11 protein-coding genes are annotated in these 16,093 nt (G+C 57.1%); 7 read left to right on the forward strand and 4 right to left on the reverse strand.

What is annotated here, in order from left to right:
• The first annotated feature begins 217 nt into the window (after positions 1-217).
• The 3 genes from AC1RL4_RS03315 to AC1RL4_RS03325 all read left to right on the forward strand — a co-directional run bounded on the left by AC1RL4_RS03315 (position 218) and on the right by AC1RL4_RS03325 (position 5,910).
• A complete protein-coding gene (locus AC1RL4_RS03315; protein WP_493119090.1) occupies positions 218-1,054 on the forward strand; it encodes a hypothetical protein in 837 nt (278 codons plus the stop codon).
• A gap of 144 nt (positions 1,055-1,198) precedes the next feature.
• Positions 1,199-3,166: a hypothetical protein gene (locus AC1RL4_RS03320; RefSeq protein WP_230173589.1), complete on the forward strand. Its 1,968-nt coding sequence runs from the start codon at positions 1,199-1,201 to the stop codon at positions 3,164-3,166.
• Positions 3,167-3,363: 197 nt separating this feature from the next.
• The gene (locus AC1RL4_RS03325) at positions 3,364-5,910 is read left to right on the forward strand and encodes an autotransporter outer membrane beta-barrel domain-containing protein (RefSeq protein WP_230173590.1); all 2,547 of its coding nucleotides are present in this window, start codon (positions 3,364-3,366) and stop codon (positions 5,908-5,910) included.
• A gap of 72 nt (positions 5,911-5,982) precedes the next feature.
• Here AC1RL4_RS03325 and AC1RL4_RS03330 read toward each other — a convergent pair whose 3' ends face one another.
• From AC1RL4_RS03330 to AC1RL4_RS03340, 3 genes are all read right to left on the reverse strand, one after another.
• Complete coding sequence (locus tag AC1RL4_RS03330; protein ID WP_230173592.1) at positions 5,983-6,624, reverse strand: DUF1345 domain-containing protein; 642 nt, start codon at positions 6,622-6,624, stop codon at positions 5,983-5,985.
• A 102-nt stretch (positions 6,625-6,726) separates the two neighbouring features.
• Positions 6,727-9,825 (reverse strand): multidrug efflux RND transporter permease subunit, encoded by a 3,099-nt coding sequence (locus tag AC1RL4_RS03335; protein WP_230173594.1) that lies wholly within the window; start codon positions 9,823-9,825, stop codon positions 6,727-6,729.
• Between the two features lie 14 nt (positions 9,826-9,839).
• Complete coding sequence (locus AC1RL4_RS03340; RefSeq protein WP_019578831.1) at positions 9,840-10,997, reverse strand: efflux RND transporter periplasmic adaptor subunit; 1,158 nt, start codon at positions 10,995-10,997, stop codon at positions 9,840-9,842.
• Positions 10,998-11,248: 251 nt separating this feature from the next.
• On the opposite strand from AC1RL4_RS03340, the gene AC1RL4_RS03345 reads away from it, so the two are divergent.
• Positions 11,249-11,950 (forward strand): response regulator, encoded by a 702-nt coding sequence (locus AC1RL4_RS03345; protein WP_007939075.1) that lies wholly within the window; start codon positions 11,249-11,251, stop codon positions 11,948-11,950.
• A gap of 3 nt (positions 11,951-11,953) precedes the next feature.
• The gene (locus AC1RL4_RS03350; protein WP_230173596.1) at positions 11,954-13,255 is read left to right on the forward strand and encodes an ATP-binding protein; all 1,302 of its coding nucleotides are present in this window, start codon (positions 11,954-11,956) and stop codon (positions 13,253-13,255) included.
• A gap of 104 nt (positions 13,256-13,359) precedes the next feature.
• Here AC1RL4_RS03350 and pncA read toward each other — a convergent pair whose 3' ends face one another.
• Positions 13,360-13,989 (reverse strand): bifunctional nicotinamidase/pyrazinamidase, encoded by a 630-nt coding sequence (gene pncA / locus AC1RL4_RS03355; protein ID WP_019578833.1) that lies wholly within the window; start codon positions 13,987-13,989, stop codon positions 13,360-13,362.
• A gap of 298 nt (positions 13,990-14,287) precedes the next feature.
• Here pncA and AC1RL4_RS03360 point away from each other — a divergent pair, with 298 nt between their 5' ends.
• A complete protein-coding gene (locus AC1RL4_RS03360; protein WP_018929116.1) occupies positions 14,288-15,061 on the forward strand; it encodes a class I SAM-dependent methyltransferase in 774 nt (257 codons plus the stop codon).
• A gap of 216 nt (positions 15,062-15,277) precedes the next feature.
• Complete coding sequence (locus tag AC1RL4_RS03365; protein WP_096480248.1) at positions 15,278-16,090, forward strand: crotonase/enoyl-CoA hydratase family protein; 813 nt, start codon at positions 15,278-15,280, stop codon at positions 16,088-16,090.
• Positions 16,091-16,093 lie beyond the last annotated feature (3 nt).

The following is a 16,093-nucleotide window of genomic DNA, read 5'->3' on the forward strand; positions in this document are numbered from 1 at the left end:
AAACCGGTTTCAGGAGACACCAATTTCTTTGTTGGCGTCAAGTGAAGGTTCGTTCGGTAGCGAGAGTGAAGAACCTGTGTATCCGACAGGTGGTCGCCAGAACTATCAGATTTGACAGTAGGCAGACTAGGAAATCGAACGTTTAATTCTCCCAACGAGTGGCTTTTTGCGTTAATCGATTTCCCTTGCGAAAGTACGATGACGAGGTCAGGAATAAATGTCATTGCCCGCGGATGAAAACACATCTTCCATTGGATCCTTCACGTCAATAGGAGATGGTGTTCTAGCAGAAATCATCAAGGTGGATGGCGTCGATCCGGTTGATGTAGACGGAAATATTCCTCTTCCACAACTGCATAAGGGAACGATTGGCAGAGTCCCAAGATGGGCGGAATACTCAGTGGATCCTAACAACCCAGACCGCTTGCAGGTGTTTTTCGAGCAGGATGGAGTTAAAAATACAATTCACGACAATTTATATAATCCGATAAATTTACTTGAAATCGAAATTCCGCTAAGCGCTGCATTATTGAGTAAAGATGGGGTCGCCTGGATTTCTTATTTGGTGAATGACGCGGACTCTAACCCGGACATCGCGCCTCCGAGAAAGTTGACCATCGATCATACGCAGTTGCCTGTTCAAAAACTGCCTGAAGCGAATTTTCTCAATGCCACTCTCTGGGGGTATTGGAATTGCTTGACTCGTCCCGCACTCAGCGGCGGGGGATGGATACACATTTTGCCTCAGTTGATCGGTAGGTCAGGCGATTTATGCGTAGTGACGTGGCGGGGATATCTTAGTTTGAATGGTGTTGGAGAAGTTGAAGGAGCATATGGTAGTTTCTCAAAGAGTCTGAGCACAGAGGATAACTCGCAAGGCTTCAATATGTTGATTCCTTTCAAACATATAAAACCATTGGAAAATAATGCCTCGGCAATCGTGATTTACCGCTTCTATCGAGCGGCAAAGTTGATCGCAGAGTCCGAGCCAGCACTGATCAAGATTGATCGTGTTATTTCCGGTGAATCGCTGCCCTGTTATTACGATGCTTGAATGTTTCTGGATATAGTTTGGTTGGCGGGGTTTGTCAATTGGGCGGGAAGTTTATTCGGTCGTTGAGGGGCTGGAAAGTTTTTAGTTGTTTTTGCAAGTGTTTGTAAAAAGCAGTCTGTCTGTTTTTATCATGGAGCGTGTGAAATGACCATTGAAGAGAAAATCCCAACTGGTGCAAGAAGTTCAAATATTGATGGCGGAATACTTTCTGATCCACCCGTGGTTAAAAATCTGGCCGTAAATGGTCGCATAAAAAAAATTGATGACGACAGGGGGTATATTGAAGTCGAACTTGATGGTTTGAACAATGCGGCGGGTGGCGGTAGTGCAACACTCGAATTGATCTTGCCCGACGGGACCACAAAACCGCTGGACTCAAAAAGTCTAGAAGGCGTCGCCGTACCTTTAATATATCGCCTGAATAAAGCAGACATTCCTGAGCAGACTACGCCTGAGGCTGCAACTGAATATTCTGTTCAGTTCAAGGTTTTCGATGGCGATGGCAACGAAGACCACTCTACAGCGCCGACTCTTTTGCGGGCCAGGTATCGTGGGCCCTATGCTACGAAGACCCCCTCAAGTAGAGGGGTTGTTCCACCCGTTACCTATGTGAATGCGCCGCCCTCTGGGGTTCTTGATGGGGCTTGGTTCAACTCGAACCCGGGCGGTCTGCGTTGCAAGGTGGTCACCACTTATCCTTTTCGACATGCCGATGATACTCATCATTTTTATTTGAGCTCGAGAGCTTTAGCCTCCACATCCCAAACCCCGATTTATGAGGGGAAACTGGATGCGAATGACGAGTTTGTTGTCAGTGTCGCCGCTTTACGCGCCTTGGGTAACACGACACTTTATCAGCTCAACACTATTACTGATGTCGCGGGATTTAGAAGTATCGACTCAACGCCCAGGAGAGATCTTGAGGTTCGTCAACCGCCTGCAGTGGTATTTTTCCCCCTCACAGTTCCTGATACAGGAACGGACGGAAATACCACGTTGACTCTTAAGCATTTCAACCCGGTTCCCAGGAATGTGAAGATCATCTTGCAGCGGCCAACCAATGCTGCTGTGGGCGCGATGATTGAAGTGAAGCTTGAAAATGAAGTGGTTGGCAGCAAGGCATTGGCTGCTTCGGGTGGCCTGGAATTCGATTTGACATTCGATGCCTATGAAGCCGCTTACGGTACAACTCTCGGAGAGTTGGCCGGGAAACTGACTTACACCTACAAAGATGGAACGGCGCCAACCCAGGACTCGAACCAAGTAACAATAGTCTATATGAACGCTGATTATCCGCCGATTGGTTTGCTGCCAGCGCCGGATCTAAACAGTGAAAACCTGCCCCCGGTCGAGGTTACTGGCGACACCGGCACCCTAAATCATCTTGTGCCGGGTGATTTCGGCAAACAAGTTACGTTCACATTCAAGATGTGGGGAATGGATGTTGGTGATCCTCTCGCCAGAACTGCAATGGTCGGTTTTTATTACGACAAAGAGTTTATGGGGGATGAAAAAATCGAACCGACTGATACTGAAACATTTATCAAAGTAGACTTCGCAAAAGTTGCCGATCATGGTGCCGGCATCAAGGAAGCTTACTGCGAAATCCGCTATCTGGACGTTGACGCTACCGTTGTGCAAAAAATTCCGACTCAAGTCAACTTTGAAGCAAATGAAGTCAAACTTCTTGAGCATGTCGCGAGAACCTACAATATCGACCATGTCGTCAGTTGCCCAAGCTTTGATACGGTGGGGGGCGATCGTCTATGGCGAGTGGCAGTACCGCAAGGGCAAAGTTCCTTGCCAGCGGGTCAATCAATAACTATTCATGCTGATGGCTATGAAGACATTGCAATGACCACTCCCATTGGTGTTCCGCACGCGGAGACAAAAACAGTTAGTGCCACGGCGCAAACTATCTTTGATGTGAACTTTACGTATATAAAGACACTGCAAGGCCCGATCGTACCACCACCTGGTACACCTGACTATAGCTACGTGTATGTATGGTATGAAACCAGGATTGCGGGAACTCTGTACAAATCACCGGAAGTGCTGCACAGGGTTAACGTCCGTAACACCAGCAGCCTGTTCTGCGATGGCACCGCATAATCCATGACGAAATGACCGTGCCTGGCTCACAAGGAGACTAAGTGAGTCAGGTTGCGGTTGTTCTTACGAGTCATGAAGGAATATCCGACTCGGAAAGGGACTATTCCTACATATAAGAGTGGGGATGGTCTGTAGTCTCCCGGCGCTCAAATCGCGCTTCATCCGATATTGCCGACAACTCAATGTAAGAGCCCCATATGTCCAAGTTTTCTTCGTGTTCAAAAAAAATCGTCAAAGGTTACGCATTATCGGCGCTCTCATCGTTAATGTTTCTCGGCGCATCTGCGCATGGCGGTATCGTTCCTGTGGGCGGGACCCACACCATTGACAACTCCTTGCCCCCGGAGGATTGGACGCTGAACGCGGGTTCTACGCTCATCTCCAACGGCGCCCAGGCGCTGATCATCGACGCTGAAAGTGCAATATTCAATGCCACTGGTGGAGGCGCACAGCGCCTTAATGGCAGGCTCAATTCAACGTTCAATGTCACGAACGCGTCAATTGATCGTATTGGTGGAGGCTTTGCCATCATGCTGAGCGATAGCACAGCAAACCTGACGAACAGCACGGTGACCAGTGACGATATCGGCCTGCAACTCATCAGGAATAATGCAGGGCAAATTGGTTCTACCGCCACGTTGACGAACAACAGCTCTGTCACGGCGTTAAATGGTGGCGCTCTTTTGACCGGTTTCAGTCGACTGAACGTTTTGAATTCATCGATAGAAGCCACTGATGTAACCAGTTACGGCGTTCGATTGAGTCACGCCGACCTAAATGCGACTGGCAGCACCATTGTTGGAGGGCTGAACGGGTTGCAGGTCGGGCGAGAAATAGTTGATCTCGCCAGAACATCCACGGTGACGCTGGATGGTTCAACCCTCGAAGGAAAATCCGGTTCGGCCATTGTTGTGGGTTTTCAGGATCGTGCGGGAATCACGGCAAACATAGATGTACTCAACGGCTCCCGACTGATCGGAGCCAATGGCACGATGCTCGAAGTCAACGATGGTGCCGCGGTCAATTTCAAAGCGGATCGAAGTGACTTGGCGGGCAATATTATCGTTGAGTCCGGCAGCACAGCGAGGGTCACATTGCAAAACGCCTCGACGCTGAACGGCAATTTACAGAACGTGACCCAAACCAGGCTTGATACACGCAGCACCTTGAACGGTGACGTGCAGGCGGTCGCCGGCACTGGAACCACGGTCAGTCTCGACAATGGATCGGTGGTTAACGGCAACATCGACAACGTCTTCAGCTTGTCGTTGAACAACGGCAGCAGCATGACCGGAGACGTGCTCACTGACACCAATGGCAGCGTACTGCTGGACAACGGCTCGGTACTGACCGGTCAAATCAATAACTCCGCCAATGTGAATATCAATAACTCAGCGCAATGGGTCATGACCGGTGACGGCAGCGTGCAACGTCTGGCGTTGAATAACGGCGTGGTTCGCATGGGCACGAACGAGCAGTTTCAGCAACTGAATGTGGGCGAGCTTTCCGGTAACGGCACCTTTGTGATGGGCACCGACCTGGGCAATGGCAACACTGATTTCCTGAACGTCACTGGCAACGCCAGCGGACAACATCAACTGCGAATCTCCGCCACCGGCACCACACCGGTCACTGCCGAACCGGTGAAGGTCGGTAACATTGCATCCGGTGACGCGAGCTTCTCGTTGGGTAGTCGCGACACCGTGGACGCCGGCACATTTGTCTACAGGCTAACGAAGGAAGGTCAAGGCTTGTACCTGAATCCGGACAAGGAAACGGTCAGTACCTCAAGCAATACCGCTTTGGCGCTGGCTGGCAGCGCGCGCAGTTTGTTGAATGCCGAAATGAACATGCTCAATGATCAGATCGGTGATCGCGGGCTCAGTGCCCGGCCCGAGGCTTCGATGCGGGCGGCCAGCGATAGCGACACCACAAAGCTGAGAAACAGTGTGTGGGTTCGCACTTACGGCAATCAATACAGCGTCGATAACGCCTATGGCGATGGCTACACGCAAAACCAGACCGGCATCACCGGCGGCGCCGATACATTGGTGGATCTTGGCGGTCGCTCGTGGGTATTGGGCGGGTTCGTCGGGTCTAGCCATACCAAAATGGATCTCAAATACGGTTCCAGCGCGACTGTCGAGAGTGTGAACGCCGGTGTTTACGGCAGCACGTTCGATGTTGAAAGCGGCGTGTTCGTCAATGTCATGGCCAAGATCAACCAGTTCGACAACAAGGCCAAAGTCACCATGAGTGATGGCACTCGGGCCAAGGGTGATTACACGGCCTTGGGCGCCAGCGGTTCGGTGGCGGTGGGCAAACATATTCGCCTCAAGAACAACTATTTCGTCGAACCCCAGGTGCGGGTTTCGACCGGCGTGACTCAAAGTGACAGTTATCGTTTGGACAATGGCCTTGAAGTTAAAGCCGACACCATGCGTTCTTTGCAGGGCAATGTGGGCGTCAGAGGCGGACGTGTGATCAGCCTCGAAAATGGCAGTCTGCTGGAGCCAAGTCTGTCGGCGGGGGTTAACCACGAGTTTGTGAAAACCAACGAGGTTAAAATCAACGACGACAGTTTCGATGATGATCGCGCCAGTAGCTCAATTGAGTACGGCGCAGGTGTGAAGTGGACACCGGCTCAACGCAACTGGCAGGTTTCCGGCCAGGTCGGTGGCAGTAAAGGCAACACTGTCAGTCAGGACTGGAGCGGCAGTTTGAGAGTGAGCTATTTCTTCTGATGAACGTTGCTTCAATGACATGACCTATAAAGATGCCCCGACACTGTCGGGGCATCTTTTTTTTTACGGCCATCAGCCAAACAGACCCGCCGCGATATTGATTGAAAACCCGAGAATTACCGTGTTGAACACAAACCCGATCAACGATTGCGCCAGCACGATCTTACGCAATTCCCGCGTGGCCACGCCGACATCCGCCGTCTGCACCGCCACACCGATGGTGAACGAGAAGTACAGGAAGTCCCAGTAATTGGGGGTTGTCAGCCCTTCGGCAAATCGCAGCGCAGGTTCCTTGCCTTCCCAAGTGTAATACAACCGGGCGTAATGCACGCTGAAGATCACCCCGATCAACAGCCATGAGCCGATCACGGTCAACCCGGTGAAGCCGTAGTGCAACAGCCGGTGATAGGTGTCCAGATCTTTGCTGCCCGCTAGTTGGAGGGTGATGGCAGCGAGGCTGGCCAGTGCAGCCATGCTCACGGTGAACAGCACCAGCCCGGCGTTTTCGTCCTCGACTTCGGCAATGCGTTTCACGTCGTCGGCTTTGGAGCGCATCGTCAGCCAGATGATCAGGGCCAGATACGTCCAGACCCCGGCATTCCAGCCGATGAGGATTTTGCCGAGGACCGAATCGGCCGGAGCCAGTATGCCCACCGCGACACCGAATGCGGCAGCGGCGGACAGACGAGGGTGGGTGCGGGCGAGTAGGGGCATGGAGGCTCGATGCGTCAGGGCTTTGCAAACACCATAGCCCAGCGCAGTCCATTGTGACCACAACGACACACCCCCTGTAGGCGCGAGGGGGTGTGTTGTTGGTTAGACATTCTGATGACGCTTGCGCACCAGCTTCATCACTACCACAAAAAACACCGGCACAAACACCACTGCCAGCGTCGCTGTGATCATCCCGCCAATCACCCCGGTGCCGATCGCCTGCTGGCTTGCGGAACTGGCCCCGGTAGCAATCGCCAACGGCACTACGCCGAGGATGAATGCCAGCGACGTCATCACAATCGGCCGCAGTCGCAGGCGCGCCGCTTGCAGGGTGGCATCGACCAGATCGTGGCCTTCGTCATAAAGGCTTTTGGCGAACTCGATGATCAGGATCGCGTTCTTCGCCGACAGGCCGATGATGGTGATCAACCCGACCTTGAAGAACACGTCGTTGGGCATTCCGCGTAGCGTCACGGCCAGTACCGCACCGAGGACGCCCAGCGGCACCACCAGCAACACCGACGTTGGAATCGACCAGCTCTCGTACAACGCCGCCAGGCACAGGAACACGATCAGCAGCGATAGCCCGAGCAGAATTGGCGCCTGACTGCCGGACAAACGTTCCTGCAGCGACAACCCGGTCCACTCCTGACCCAACCCTGCCGGGCCTTGCGCCACCAGCCGTTCGATTTCCGCCATCGCTTCACCGGTGCTGTGGCCGGGCGAAGGCTCGCCGGAAATGCTGATGGCCGGGTAGCCGTTGTATCGGGTCAACTGCGCCGGGCCCTGGGTCCAGTTGGCGCGGACGAAGGCCGACAACGGCACCATTTTCTCGGCGTTGTTGCGCACGTTAATCTTCAGCAGATCGGCGACCTGACTGCGTTGATCGCCTTCGGCCTGGACCACCACCCGTTGCATCCGTCCCTGGTTGGGGAAGTCGTTGATGTAGGCCGAACCCACGGCGGTGGACAGTACGTTGCCGATGTCGGCAAAGGAGATGCCCAAGGCATTGGCTTGCTTGCGGTCCACGATCAGTTGCACCTGCGGCGCTTCGGCCAAGGCGCTTTCGCGCACGTTCATCAGGATCGGGCTCTTCTCGGCGGCGGCGAGCAATTCGCTGCGCGCCTGCATCAGCGTGGCGTGGCCGAGGCCGCCGCGATCCTGAAGGCGGAACTCGAAACCGCTGGAGGTGCCGAGACCGTCAACCGGCGGCGGCAGCACCGAGAAAGCCATGGCGTCCTTGATCTGACTGAGGGCTGCGTTGGCCCTGTCGGCAATCGAACTAGCGGAATCATCGCTGCCACGATCCGACCAGTCCTTGAGCGTGGTGAACGCCAGCGCAGCATTCTGCCCGCTACCGGAAAAGCTGAAACCGAGAATCACCGTGCTGTCGCCGACGCCCGGTTCGGTAGCGTTGTGTGCTTCGATCTGCTCCACCACATTGATCGTGCGATTCTTGCTCGCACCCGGTGGCAGTTGAATGTCGGTGATGGTGTAACCCTGGTCTTCCACCGGCAGGAACGAGGAGGGCAGGCGACTGAAACACAGCCCCAGACCGATCAGCAATACGCCGTAGATCAGCAGATAACGGCCTGTACGTTTCAGCGCATAAGCGACCCAACCTTGATAACGCTCGGTCAAACGCTCGAATCCACGGTTGAACCAGCCAAAGAAACCGCCCTTGGCGTGATGTTCGCCCTTGGCAATCGGCTTGAGCAGCGTCGCACACAAGGCTGGGGTCAATGTCAGGGCGAGGAACGCCGAGAACAGGATCGACGTGGCCATGGACAGCGAGAACTGTTGGTAAATCACCCCGACAGAGCCCTGCATGAACGCCATCGGAATGAATACCGCCACCAGCACCAGGGTGATGCCGATGATCGCGCCGGTGATCTGCTTCATTGCCTTGCGCGTCGCTTCCTTGGGCGACAGGCCTTCGGTGGCCATGATTCGTTCGACGTTCTCCACCACCACAATCGCGTCGTCCACCAGGATGCCGATGGCCAGCACCATGCCGAACATGGTCAGCACGTTGATCGAGAAGCCCAGCGCGAGCATGGTCGCAAACGTGCCCATCAACGCCACAGGTACCACCAGCGTCGGGATCAGCGTGTAGCGGATGTTCTGCAGGAACAGGAACATCACCGCAAACACCAGCACCATTGCCTCGCCAAGGGTGTACACCACTTTGGTGATCGAGACTTTGACGAAGGGCGAAGTGTCGTACGGGATCTTGTATTCGACACCGGCCGGGAAATAGCGCGCCAGTTCGTCCATTTTCGCCCGCACCAGCGTTGCGGTGCTCAGGGCATTGGCGCCCGGCGACAGTTGCACACTGACGGCGGTGGACGGTTTGCCGTTCAGGCGTGTGGAGAACTGATACTCCTGGCTGCCGATCTCGACCCGCGCCACATCACGGATGCGTACGGTGGAGCCGTCAGGATTAGCCTTGAGCACGATGTCGGCGAATTCTTCAGGCGTCGACAACTGGCCTTTGACCAGAATGGTTGCGGTGATTTCCTGGGTGGTGCGGGTCGGTAAGTCGCCGATACTGCCCGCGGAAACCTGAGCGTTCTGCGCAACGATGGCGGCATTGACGTCAGCCGGGGTCAGGTTGAAACCGATCAGCTTCTGTGGGTCGATCCAGATCCGCATCGCCCGTTCGGCGCCGTACAACTGGGCCTTGCCGACGCCATCCAGACGCTTGATCTCGTTCATCACGTTGCGCGCCAGGTAATCACTGAGCGCCACGTCGTCGAGCTTGCCGTCGCTGGAGGTGAGGGTGATCAGAAGCAGGAAACCGGCGGAGACTTTCTCCACCTGCAAACCCTGCTGGGTGACCGCTTGAGGTAGGCGCGACTCCACCACCTTGAGGCGGTTTTGCACGTCCACTTGCGCCATCTCCGGGTTGGTTCCCGGCTGGAAGGTCGCGGTGATGGTGGCGCTGCCGAGGCTGCTTTGGGATTCGAAGTACAGCAGATGGTCGGCGCCGTTGAGTTCTTCCTCGATCAGGCTGACCACGCTTTCGTCCACGGTCTGCGCCGAAGCGCCGGGGTAGGTGGCGTAGATTTCGACTTTCGGCGGCGCAACGTTCGGGTATTGCGCCACGGGTAACTGCCCAATGGCCAACGCACCGGCCAGCAGGATGAACAAGGCAACCACCCAGGCGAACACCGGGCGGTCGATAAAGAACTGCGGCATAAAAAGCGTCCTGCTTACTGACCAGAGACCTGGGCAAGTGGAAGAGGGGTGTTGTCGATCTGGACTTTTTCACCGGGGCGCGCGTGTTGCAGGCCTTCAGTGACGATGCGGTCGCCGGGCTTGAGGCCGCGGGTGACGATCCAGCGATCGCTCTGCACCGCGCCCAGCTCTACCGGTTGCTGGCCGACCCGCTGCTCGGCGTCGAGCAATAGCACTTGGGCGACACCGGCGCTGTCACGCTGGATGGCCCGTTGCGGCACGCTGATGCCTTGCTGATTGAATGCCTGTTCCAGACGCACGCGAACGAAACTGCCCGGCAACAAGTCGAGGTCGGGGTTAGGGAATTCGCTGCGCAGAATGATCTGACCGGTGCCCGGGTCGACGGTGATGTCGGTGAACAACAACTTGCCAGGTAACGGATAAAGGCTGCCGTCGTCCTGGATCAGCGTGGCTTTGGCCTGACCTTGGCCCACTTCCTTTAACTGGCCAGAGCGGAAGGCCCGACGCAGGTCGTTGAGTTCGCGGGTCGATTGCGTCAGGTCGGCGTGGATCGGGTTCAACTGCTGAATCAGTGCCAGCGGCGTGGTTTCGTTCTGGCCTACCAGCGCGCCTTCAGTCACCAGCGCGCGGCCGATGCGCCCGGAAATCGGTGCGGTGACGGTGGCATAACCGAGGTTCAGTTTCGCCCTCTCCACCGCGGCTTTGTTGGCGGCGACATCGGCGGCGGTCTGCCGGGCGTTGGCGCGGGCATTGTCGTAGTCCTGAGCGCTGATGGCGTTGCCTTCGATCAACTGGGCGTAACGCTGCTCCTGCAATCTGGCCTGGAACGCGTTGGCTTCGGCCTTGCGCAGCGCGGCTTCGGCGCTGTCCAGGTCGGCCTTGAAGGGGGCCGGGTCGATACGGAACAGAACGTCGCCTTTTTTCACGTCGCTGCCTTCGCGGAAGACCCGCTGCAACACCACGCCGGCAACCCGGGCACGCACTTCGGCGATCCGTGGCGCGGCAATCCGCCCGCTCAGTTCGTTGCTGATTGACAGAGGGCGAGCTTCGATGGTTTCGATGCGCACCGTGGCCAGTGGTGCCGATTCTTCGGCGGTCGAAGACTGGTCACAAGCGCTCAGCGTCAACGCCAGGGCAATCAGGCTGAGCGTGGCAAGCAGGTTCTTTGACATGGAAATACCCCAATAATGACTACCCGCATCCTACGGGGAGTCGATGAGGGTAGCGGTGAAGCTTTGTTGGTGCTGTGTGAAATTGTGTAAGGGTTTTGCTCGCGTGTGCATGAGGGCGTATATCCTTCAGGCCTTGAATTTTATTGCGCCTGTCAGGCCGCCTTCGCGGGCAAGCCTCGCTCCTACAGTAGGAGCGAGGCTTGCCCGCGAAGAGGCCCTGAAGTTCGCCACAGCACTTTCTGGAAACACCCATGCCCAACATCCTCCTGGTCGAAGACGACACCGCGCTCTCGGAACTGATTGCCAGCTACCTGGAACGCAACGGTTATTCCGTCAGCGTGATCAGCCGCGGCGATCATGTACGCGAACGCGCGCGGGTCAGTCCGCCGGACCTGGTGATTCTCGATCTGATGCTACCGGGGCTCGACGGCTTGCAGGTCTGCCGCTTGCTGCGGGCCGATTCGGCGACATTGCCGATCCTGATGCTCACCGCCCGTGACGACAGTCACGATCAGGTGCTGGGCCTGGAAATGGGCGCCGACGACTACGTCACCAAACCCTGCGAGCCCCGTGTGTTGCTGGCCCGCGTACGCACGCTGTTGCGTCGCAGCAGCCTCAGCGAACCGCAGACCGCTAATGACCGAATTCTCATGGGCAACCTGTGCATCGACCTGTCCGAGCGCACCGTGACCTGGCGCGAGCAACTGGTCGAGTTGTCCAGCGGCGAATACAACCTGCTGGTGGTGCTGGCCCGGCATGCCGGCGAAGTGCTGAGCCGCGACCAGATTCTGCAACGCCTGCGCGGTATCGAATTCAACGGCACCGACCGCTCGGTGGATGTGGCCATCTCCAAACTGCGACGCAAGTTCGACGACCACGCCGGCGAGGCGCGCAAGATCAAGACCGTGTGGGGCAAGGGCTACCTGTTCAGCCGCTCCGAGTGGGAATGCTGAATCATGTTCAGAATCCTGTTTCGTCTGTATCTGGTGACCATCGTTTCGTTCAGCGCGGCGATCTACCTGGTGCCGGACCTGGTGATCAAGGTCTTCCATGAGCGTTTTGTGACCTACAACCTCGATTACTCCCGAGGTTTGCAAACGCTGATCGTCAAACAGTTTCGTACGGTGCCTGTCGAGCAGTGGCCGGCGCTGGCGGCGGGGATGGACAAGGAGTTCCAGCCGCTGCACATCATTTTGGCCCGCAACGACGATGCCGAATTTACCCTGGATGAGCGCGAACGCTTGCAGCGCGGGGAGAACGTGGTACGCATCGGCGACTGGGGCTGGCGCACCCTGGCGGTGACACCGTTGAACGAGCAGATGGTGGTGGAGATGGTCGTGCCACCGGACCCCACGGATGTCAGTTGGTTGTACTGGAGCATCAACGTGCTGATCGGTGCGACGATGCTGGCCTGCCTGTTGTTGTGGCTGCGCCCGCACTGGCGCGACCTGGAACGTCTCAAAAGCACCGCCGAACGCTTCGGCAAGGGCCACCTGAGCGAGCGTACGCAGATTTCCCCCAGCTCCAACATCGGCAGCCTGGCCAACGTGTTCGACACCATGGCCGGCGACATCGAAAACCTGCTTAACCAGCAGCGCGACTTGCTCAACGCCGTGTCCCACGAATTGCGCACGCCGTTGACGCGGCTGGATTTCGGCCTGGCCCTGGCGCTGTCCGACGACTTGCCGGCCACCAGCCGAGAACGCCTGCAAGGCCTGGTCGCGCACATTCGCGAACTGGATGAGCTGGTGCTGGAATTGCTGTCCTACAGCCGATTGCAAAACCCGGCTCGGCTACCGGAACAGGTCGAGGTGTCGCTGGATGAATTCATCGACAGTATTTTGGGCAGCGTCGATGAAGAGCTTGAGTCACCGGAAATCGTCATTGATGTGCTGCTGCACGGTCAGCTCGAACGCTTCTCGCTGGACCCGCGATTGACCGCCCGGGCGATCCAGAACCTGCTGCGCAACGCCATGCGTTATTGCGAGAAGCGGATTCAGATTGGTGTGCAGGTGTGCGCCAAAGGCTGTGAGATCTGGGTGGACGACGATGGTATTGGCATTCCCGATGAAGAGCGGGAGCGGATTTTCGAGCCGTTTTATCGGCTGGATCGCAGTCGGGATCGCGCCACGGGCGGGTTTGGCCTGGGGCTGGCAATCAGCCGCCGAGCGCTTGAAGCGCAGGGCGGCACGCTGACCGCGCAGGCATCACCATTGGGCGGCGCACGGTTCCGTTTGTGGCTGCCCACCTCAGCCTGACGCATTCTTTGTAGCAGCTGCCGAGCTTGCGAGGCTGCGTTCGAGTGCGCAGTCCTCGCAAGCCCGGCAGCTGCTACGAACCAGGCGGGGAAACGTTCAACAGTTCAGTCGAGCAATTCGGCTGACTCAATCAACCCGACCCCCGCCACCTGCATCCGCTCAATCGCCGCCGCCAGCGACCCTTCCAGATCAATCGCGCGGCAAGCATCCATCACCACAAACGCATTGAACCCCGCCGCCCGCGCATCCAGCGCAGAAAACATCACGCAGAAATCCAGTGCCAGCCCGACCATGTAAACCGTGTCGATGCCGCGTTCTTTCAGGTACCCGGCCAAACCGGTGGTCGTGGTTCGATCCGCCTCCAGAAACGCCGAATAACTGTCGATGTCCGGGTTGCAGCCCTTGCGGATGATCAATTGGGCGTGGGGCAGGTCCAGCTCCGGGTGGAACTCGGCGCCGGGCGTGGCGCGAACACAATGCTCCGGCCAAAGGGTCTGTTCACCGTAAGGCAACTGAATCACGTCGTAAGGCTTGTGCCCTGGGTGGCTGGAAGCGAACGAGGCGTGGCCGGGCGGGTGCCAGTCCTGGGCAATGATGACCTGTTTGAACTGGCGACCCAGACGATTAATCAGGGGCACAATCAGGTCACCCTCCGGCACCGGCAATTGACCGCCGGGAATGAAGTCGTTTTGTACGTCGATGACCAGTAAGGCAGCGCGTGAAGAAATTGGCATGGGGTAGGTTCCTCCTTGGAAAGTCGGGTGCAAGCATAGTGACAAGTTCGCTGGAGTGCTAAGCCGGCTTCTCAATAACTTCGCCGGGCCCTCCAGTGCTGCCGCCGGGTTATGCCCGATCAGCATCAAGGCGTGTTCCATGCTCGCCCAATAGACAACGGTCATGGACCTCATGGGCGATGGACGGTGAACACCGCAGTGTGAACAATTATTCATTTTTTTCTGACAATCATTGCAAGGAAAGCGCAAATCGAGGCGCTATCCTCGACAGCGTTCGTTGTCCATTTGGAGAACTGCCATGAAAGATCAGGTCCATCCCTCTGCGGCCGCAGGGTATAAAACCGGTGCCGACACCTATGTCCGTGGTCGTCCGGATTATCCACCCCAAGTGGCTGACTGGCTTACGGTTACCCTTGAGTTGAACGCCGATAGAACCGTGCTCGACCTAGGCGCCGGCACCGGCAAGTTCACCGGGCCGTTGGTGGCGACCGGGGCGCAGGTGATTGCGGTGGAACCTGTGCCGCAGATGCTGGAGAAACTGTGCGAAGCCTTTCCTGAGGTACTGGCAGCGAGCGGCACCGCCACCGACCTCCCGCTGCCGGATGCGTCGGTGGACGTGGTGGTCTGTGCTCAGGCCTTTCACTGGTTTGCCAGCACCGAGGCGTTGACCGAGATTGCCCGGGTGCTCAAGCCCGGCGGCAAGCTGGGGCTGGTGTGGAACCTGCGCGACGCCAAGGTCAGCTGGATGCCAAAACTGGATGCGATTGTCAACGCGCTGGAAGGCGACACACCGCGTTATTACACCGGCGCGTGGCGCGAAGCCTTTCCACATCAGGCATTCGGGCCGTTGCAGGTGCAGTATTTCAGTCATGGTCATACGGGGTCGCTGGAGGATGTAATTTTCAATCGGGTGCGCTCCATCAGTTATATCGCTGCGTTGCCGGTGGCGGAGCGGGCGAAGGTTGATGCACAACTGCGGGCATTGATTGCCGGGGAACCGGCGCTGAGGGGGCGGGATGTGGTGACCGTGCCTTATGAAACCGTAGCGTTTGTGGCGGTGAAGGGCCGTTAGATCGGCGGTGCGGCCTTCGCGAGTAAGCCCACACACAGGGAATTTGTGAGCGCCAAAGACCCCCTGTGGGAGCAGGCTTGCTCGCGAAAGGGCCGGTCCAGACGCTAAAAAAACCTGAAGCGAGTCCCGCATTTGGCCGAACCGCTGCCTTACTGCCGACACAGATGCCTTGTTATAGTTCGGGCTTCATTTTCTGTCCGGTAAAGGATCACTGCCATGTCTCAATACACCGCCTTCAGCGTCGAACTGGCCGATAACATCGCCCATGTGCAGATCAACCGTCCGGACAAGATCAACTCGATGAACGCCGCGTTCTGGAGCGAGATCATCGAGATTTTCCAGTGGATCGACGATACCGATGAAGTCCGGGTGGTGGTGCTCAGTGGCGCCGGCAAGCATTTCTCTTCCGGCATCGACCTGATGATGCTCGCCGGTGTGGCCAATGAGCTTGGCAAGGACGTCGGCCGCAATGCGCGCCTGCTGCGGCGCAAGATCCTGGCGCTGCAAGCGTCGTTCAACGCCGTCGACAACTGCCGCAAACCGGTGCTGGCGGCGGTGCAGGGTTATTGCCTGGGCGGCGCCATCGACCTGATTTCCGCCTGCGACATGCGTTACGCGGCTGAGGATGCGCAATTTTCCATCAAGGAAATCGATATCGGCATGGCGGCCGATGTTGGCACTTTGCAACGCTTGCCGCGGATCATCGGTGACGGCATGCTGCGTGAACTGGCTTACACTGGTCGCACCTTTGGCGCCGAAGAAGCGCGTAACATTGGCCTGGTCAATCGCGTCTACAGCGACACCGCCAGCCTGCTTGAAGGCGTGATGGGGATTGCCCGCGAAATCGCCAGCAAGTCGCCGATTGCCATCACCGGCACCAAAGAGATGATCAGCTACATGCGCGACCATCGCATCGACGACGGCCTTGAATACGTCGCCACGTGGAACGCCGCCATGCTGCAGTCCACCGATCTGCGCGTGGCCATGGCCGCCCATATGAGCAAACAGAAACCCGAATTTCTGGATTGATTA

The organism is Pseudomonas sp. GW822-FHT07A10 (assembly GCF_058798795.1).

Excerpts from the sequence above, each read along its gene's own strand:
- AC1RL4_RS03350 (WP_230173596.1), top strand. The coding sequence starts at position 11,954 with ATGTTCAGAATCCTGTTTCGTCTGTATCTGGTGACCATCGTTTCGTTC.
- AC1RL4_RS03330 (WP_230173592.1), bottom strand. The coding sequence starts at position 6,624 with ATGCCCCTACTCGCCCGCACCCACCCTCGTCTGTCCGCCGCTGCCGCA.
- AC1RL4_RS03360 (WP_018929116.1), top strand. The coding sequence starts at position 14,288 with ATGAAAGATCAGGTCCATCCCTCTGCGGCCGCAGGGTATAAAACCGGT.
- AC1RL4_RS03315 (WP_493119090.1), top strand. The coding sequence starts at position 218 with ATGTCATTGCCCGCGGATGAAAACACATCTTCCATTGGATCCTTCACG.
- AC1RL4_RS03320 (WP_230173589.1), top strand. The coding sequence starts at position 1,199 with ATGACCATTGAAGAGAAAATCCCAACTGGTGCAAGAAGTTCAAATATT.
- pncA (WP_019578833.1), bottom strand. The coding sequence starts at position 13,989 with ATGCCAATTTCTTCACGCGCTGCCTTACTGGTCATCGACGTACAAAAC.
- AC1RL4_RS03325 (WP_230173590.1), top strand. The coding sequence starts at position 3,364 with ATGTCCAAGTTTTCTTCGTGTTCAAAAAAAATCGTCAAAGGTTACGCA.
- AC1RL4_RS03345 (WP_007939075.1), top strand. The coding sequence starts at position 11,249 with ATGCCCAACATCCTCCTGGTCGAAGACGACACCGCGCTCTCGGAACTG.
- AC1RL4_RS03335 (WP_230173594.1), bottom strand. The coding sequence starts at position 9,825 with ATGCCGCAGTTCTTTATCGACCGCCCGGTGTTCGCCTGGGTGGTTGCC.
- AC1RL4_RS03340 (WP_019578831.1), bottom strand. The coding sequence starts at position 10,997 with ATGTCAAAGAACCTGCTTGCCACGCTCAGCCTGATTGCCCTGGCGTTG.
- AC1RL4_RS03365 (WP_096480248.1), top strand. The coding sequence starts at position 15,278 with ATGTCTCAATACACCGCCTTCAGCGTCGAACTGGCCGATAACATCGCC.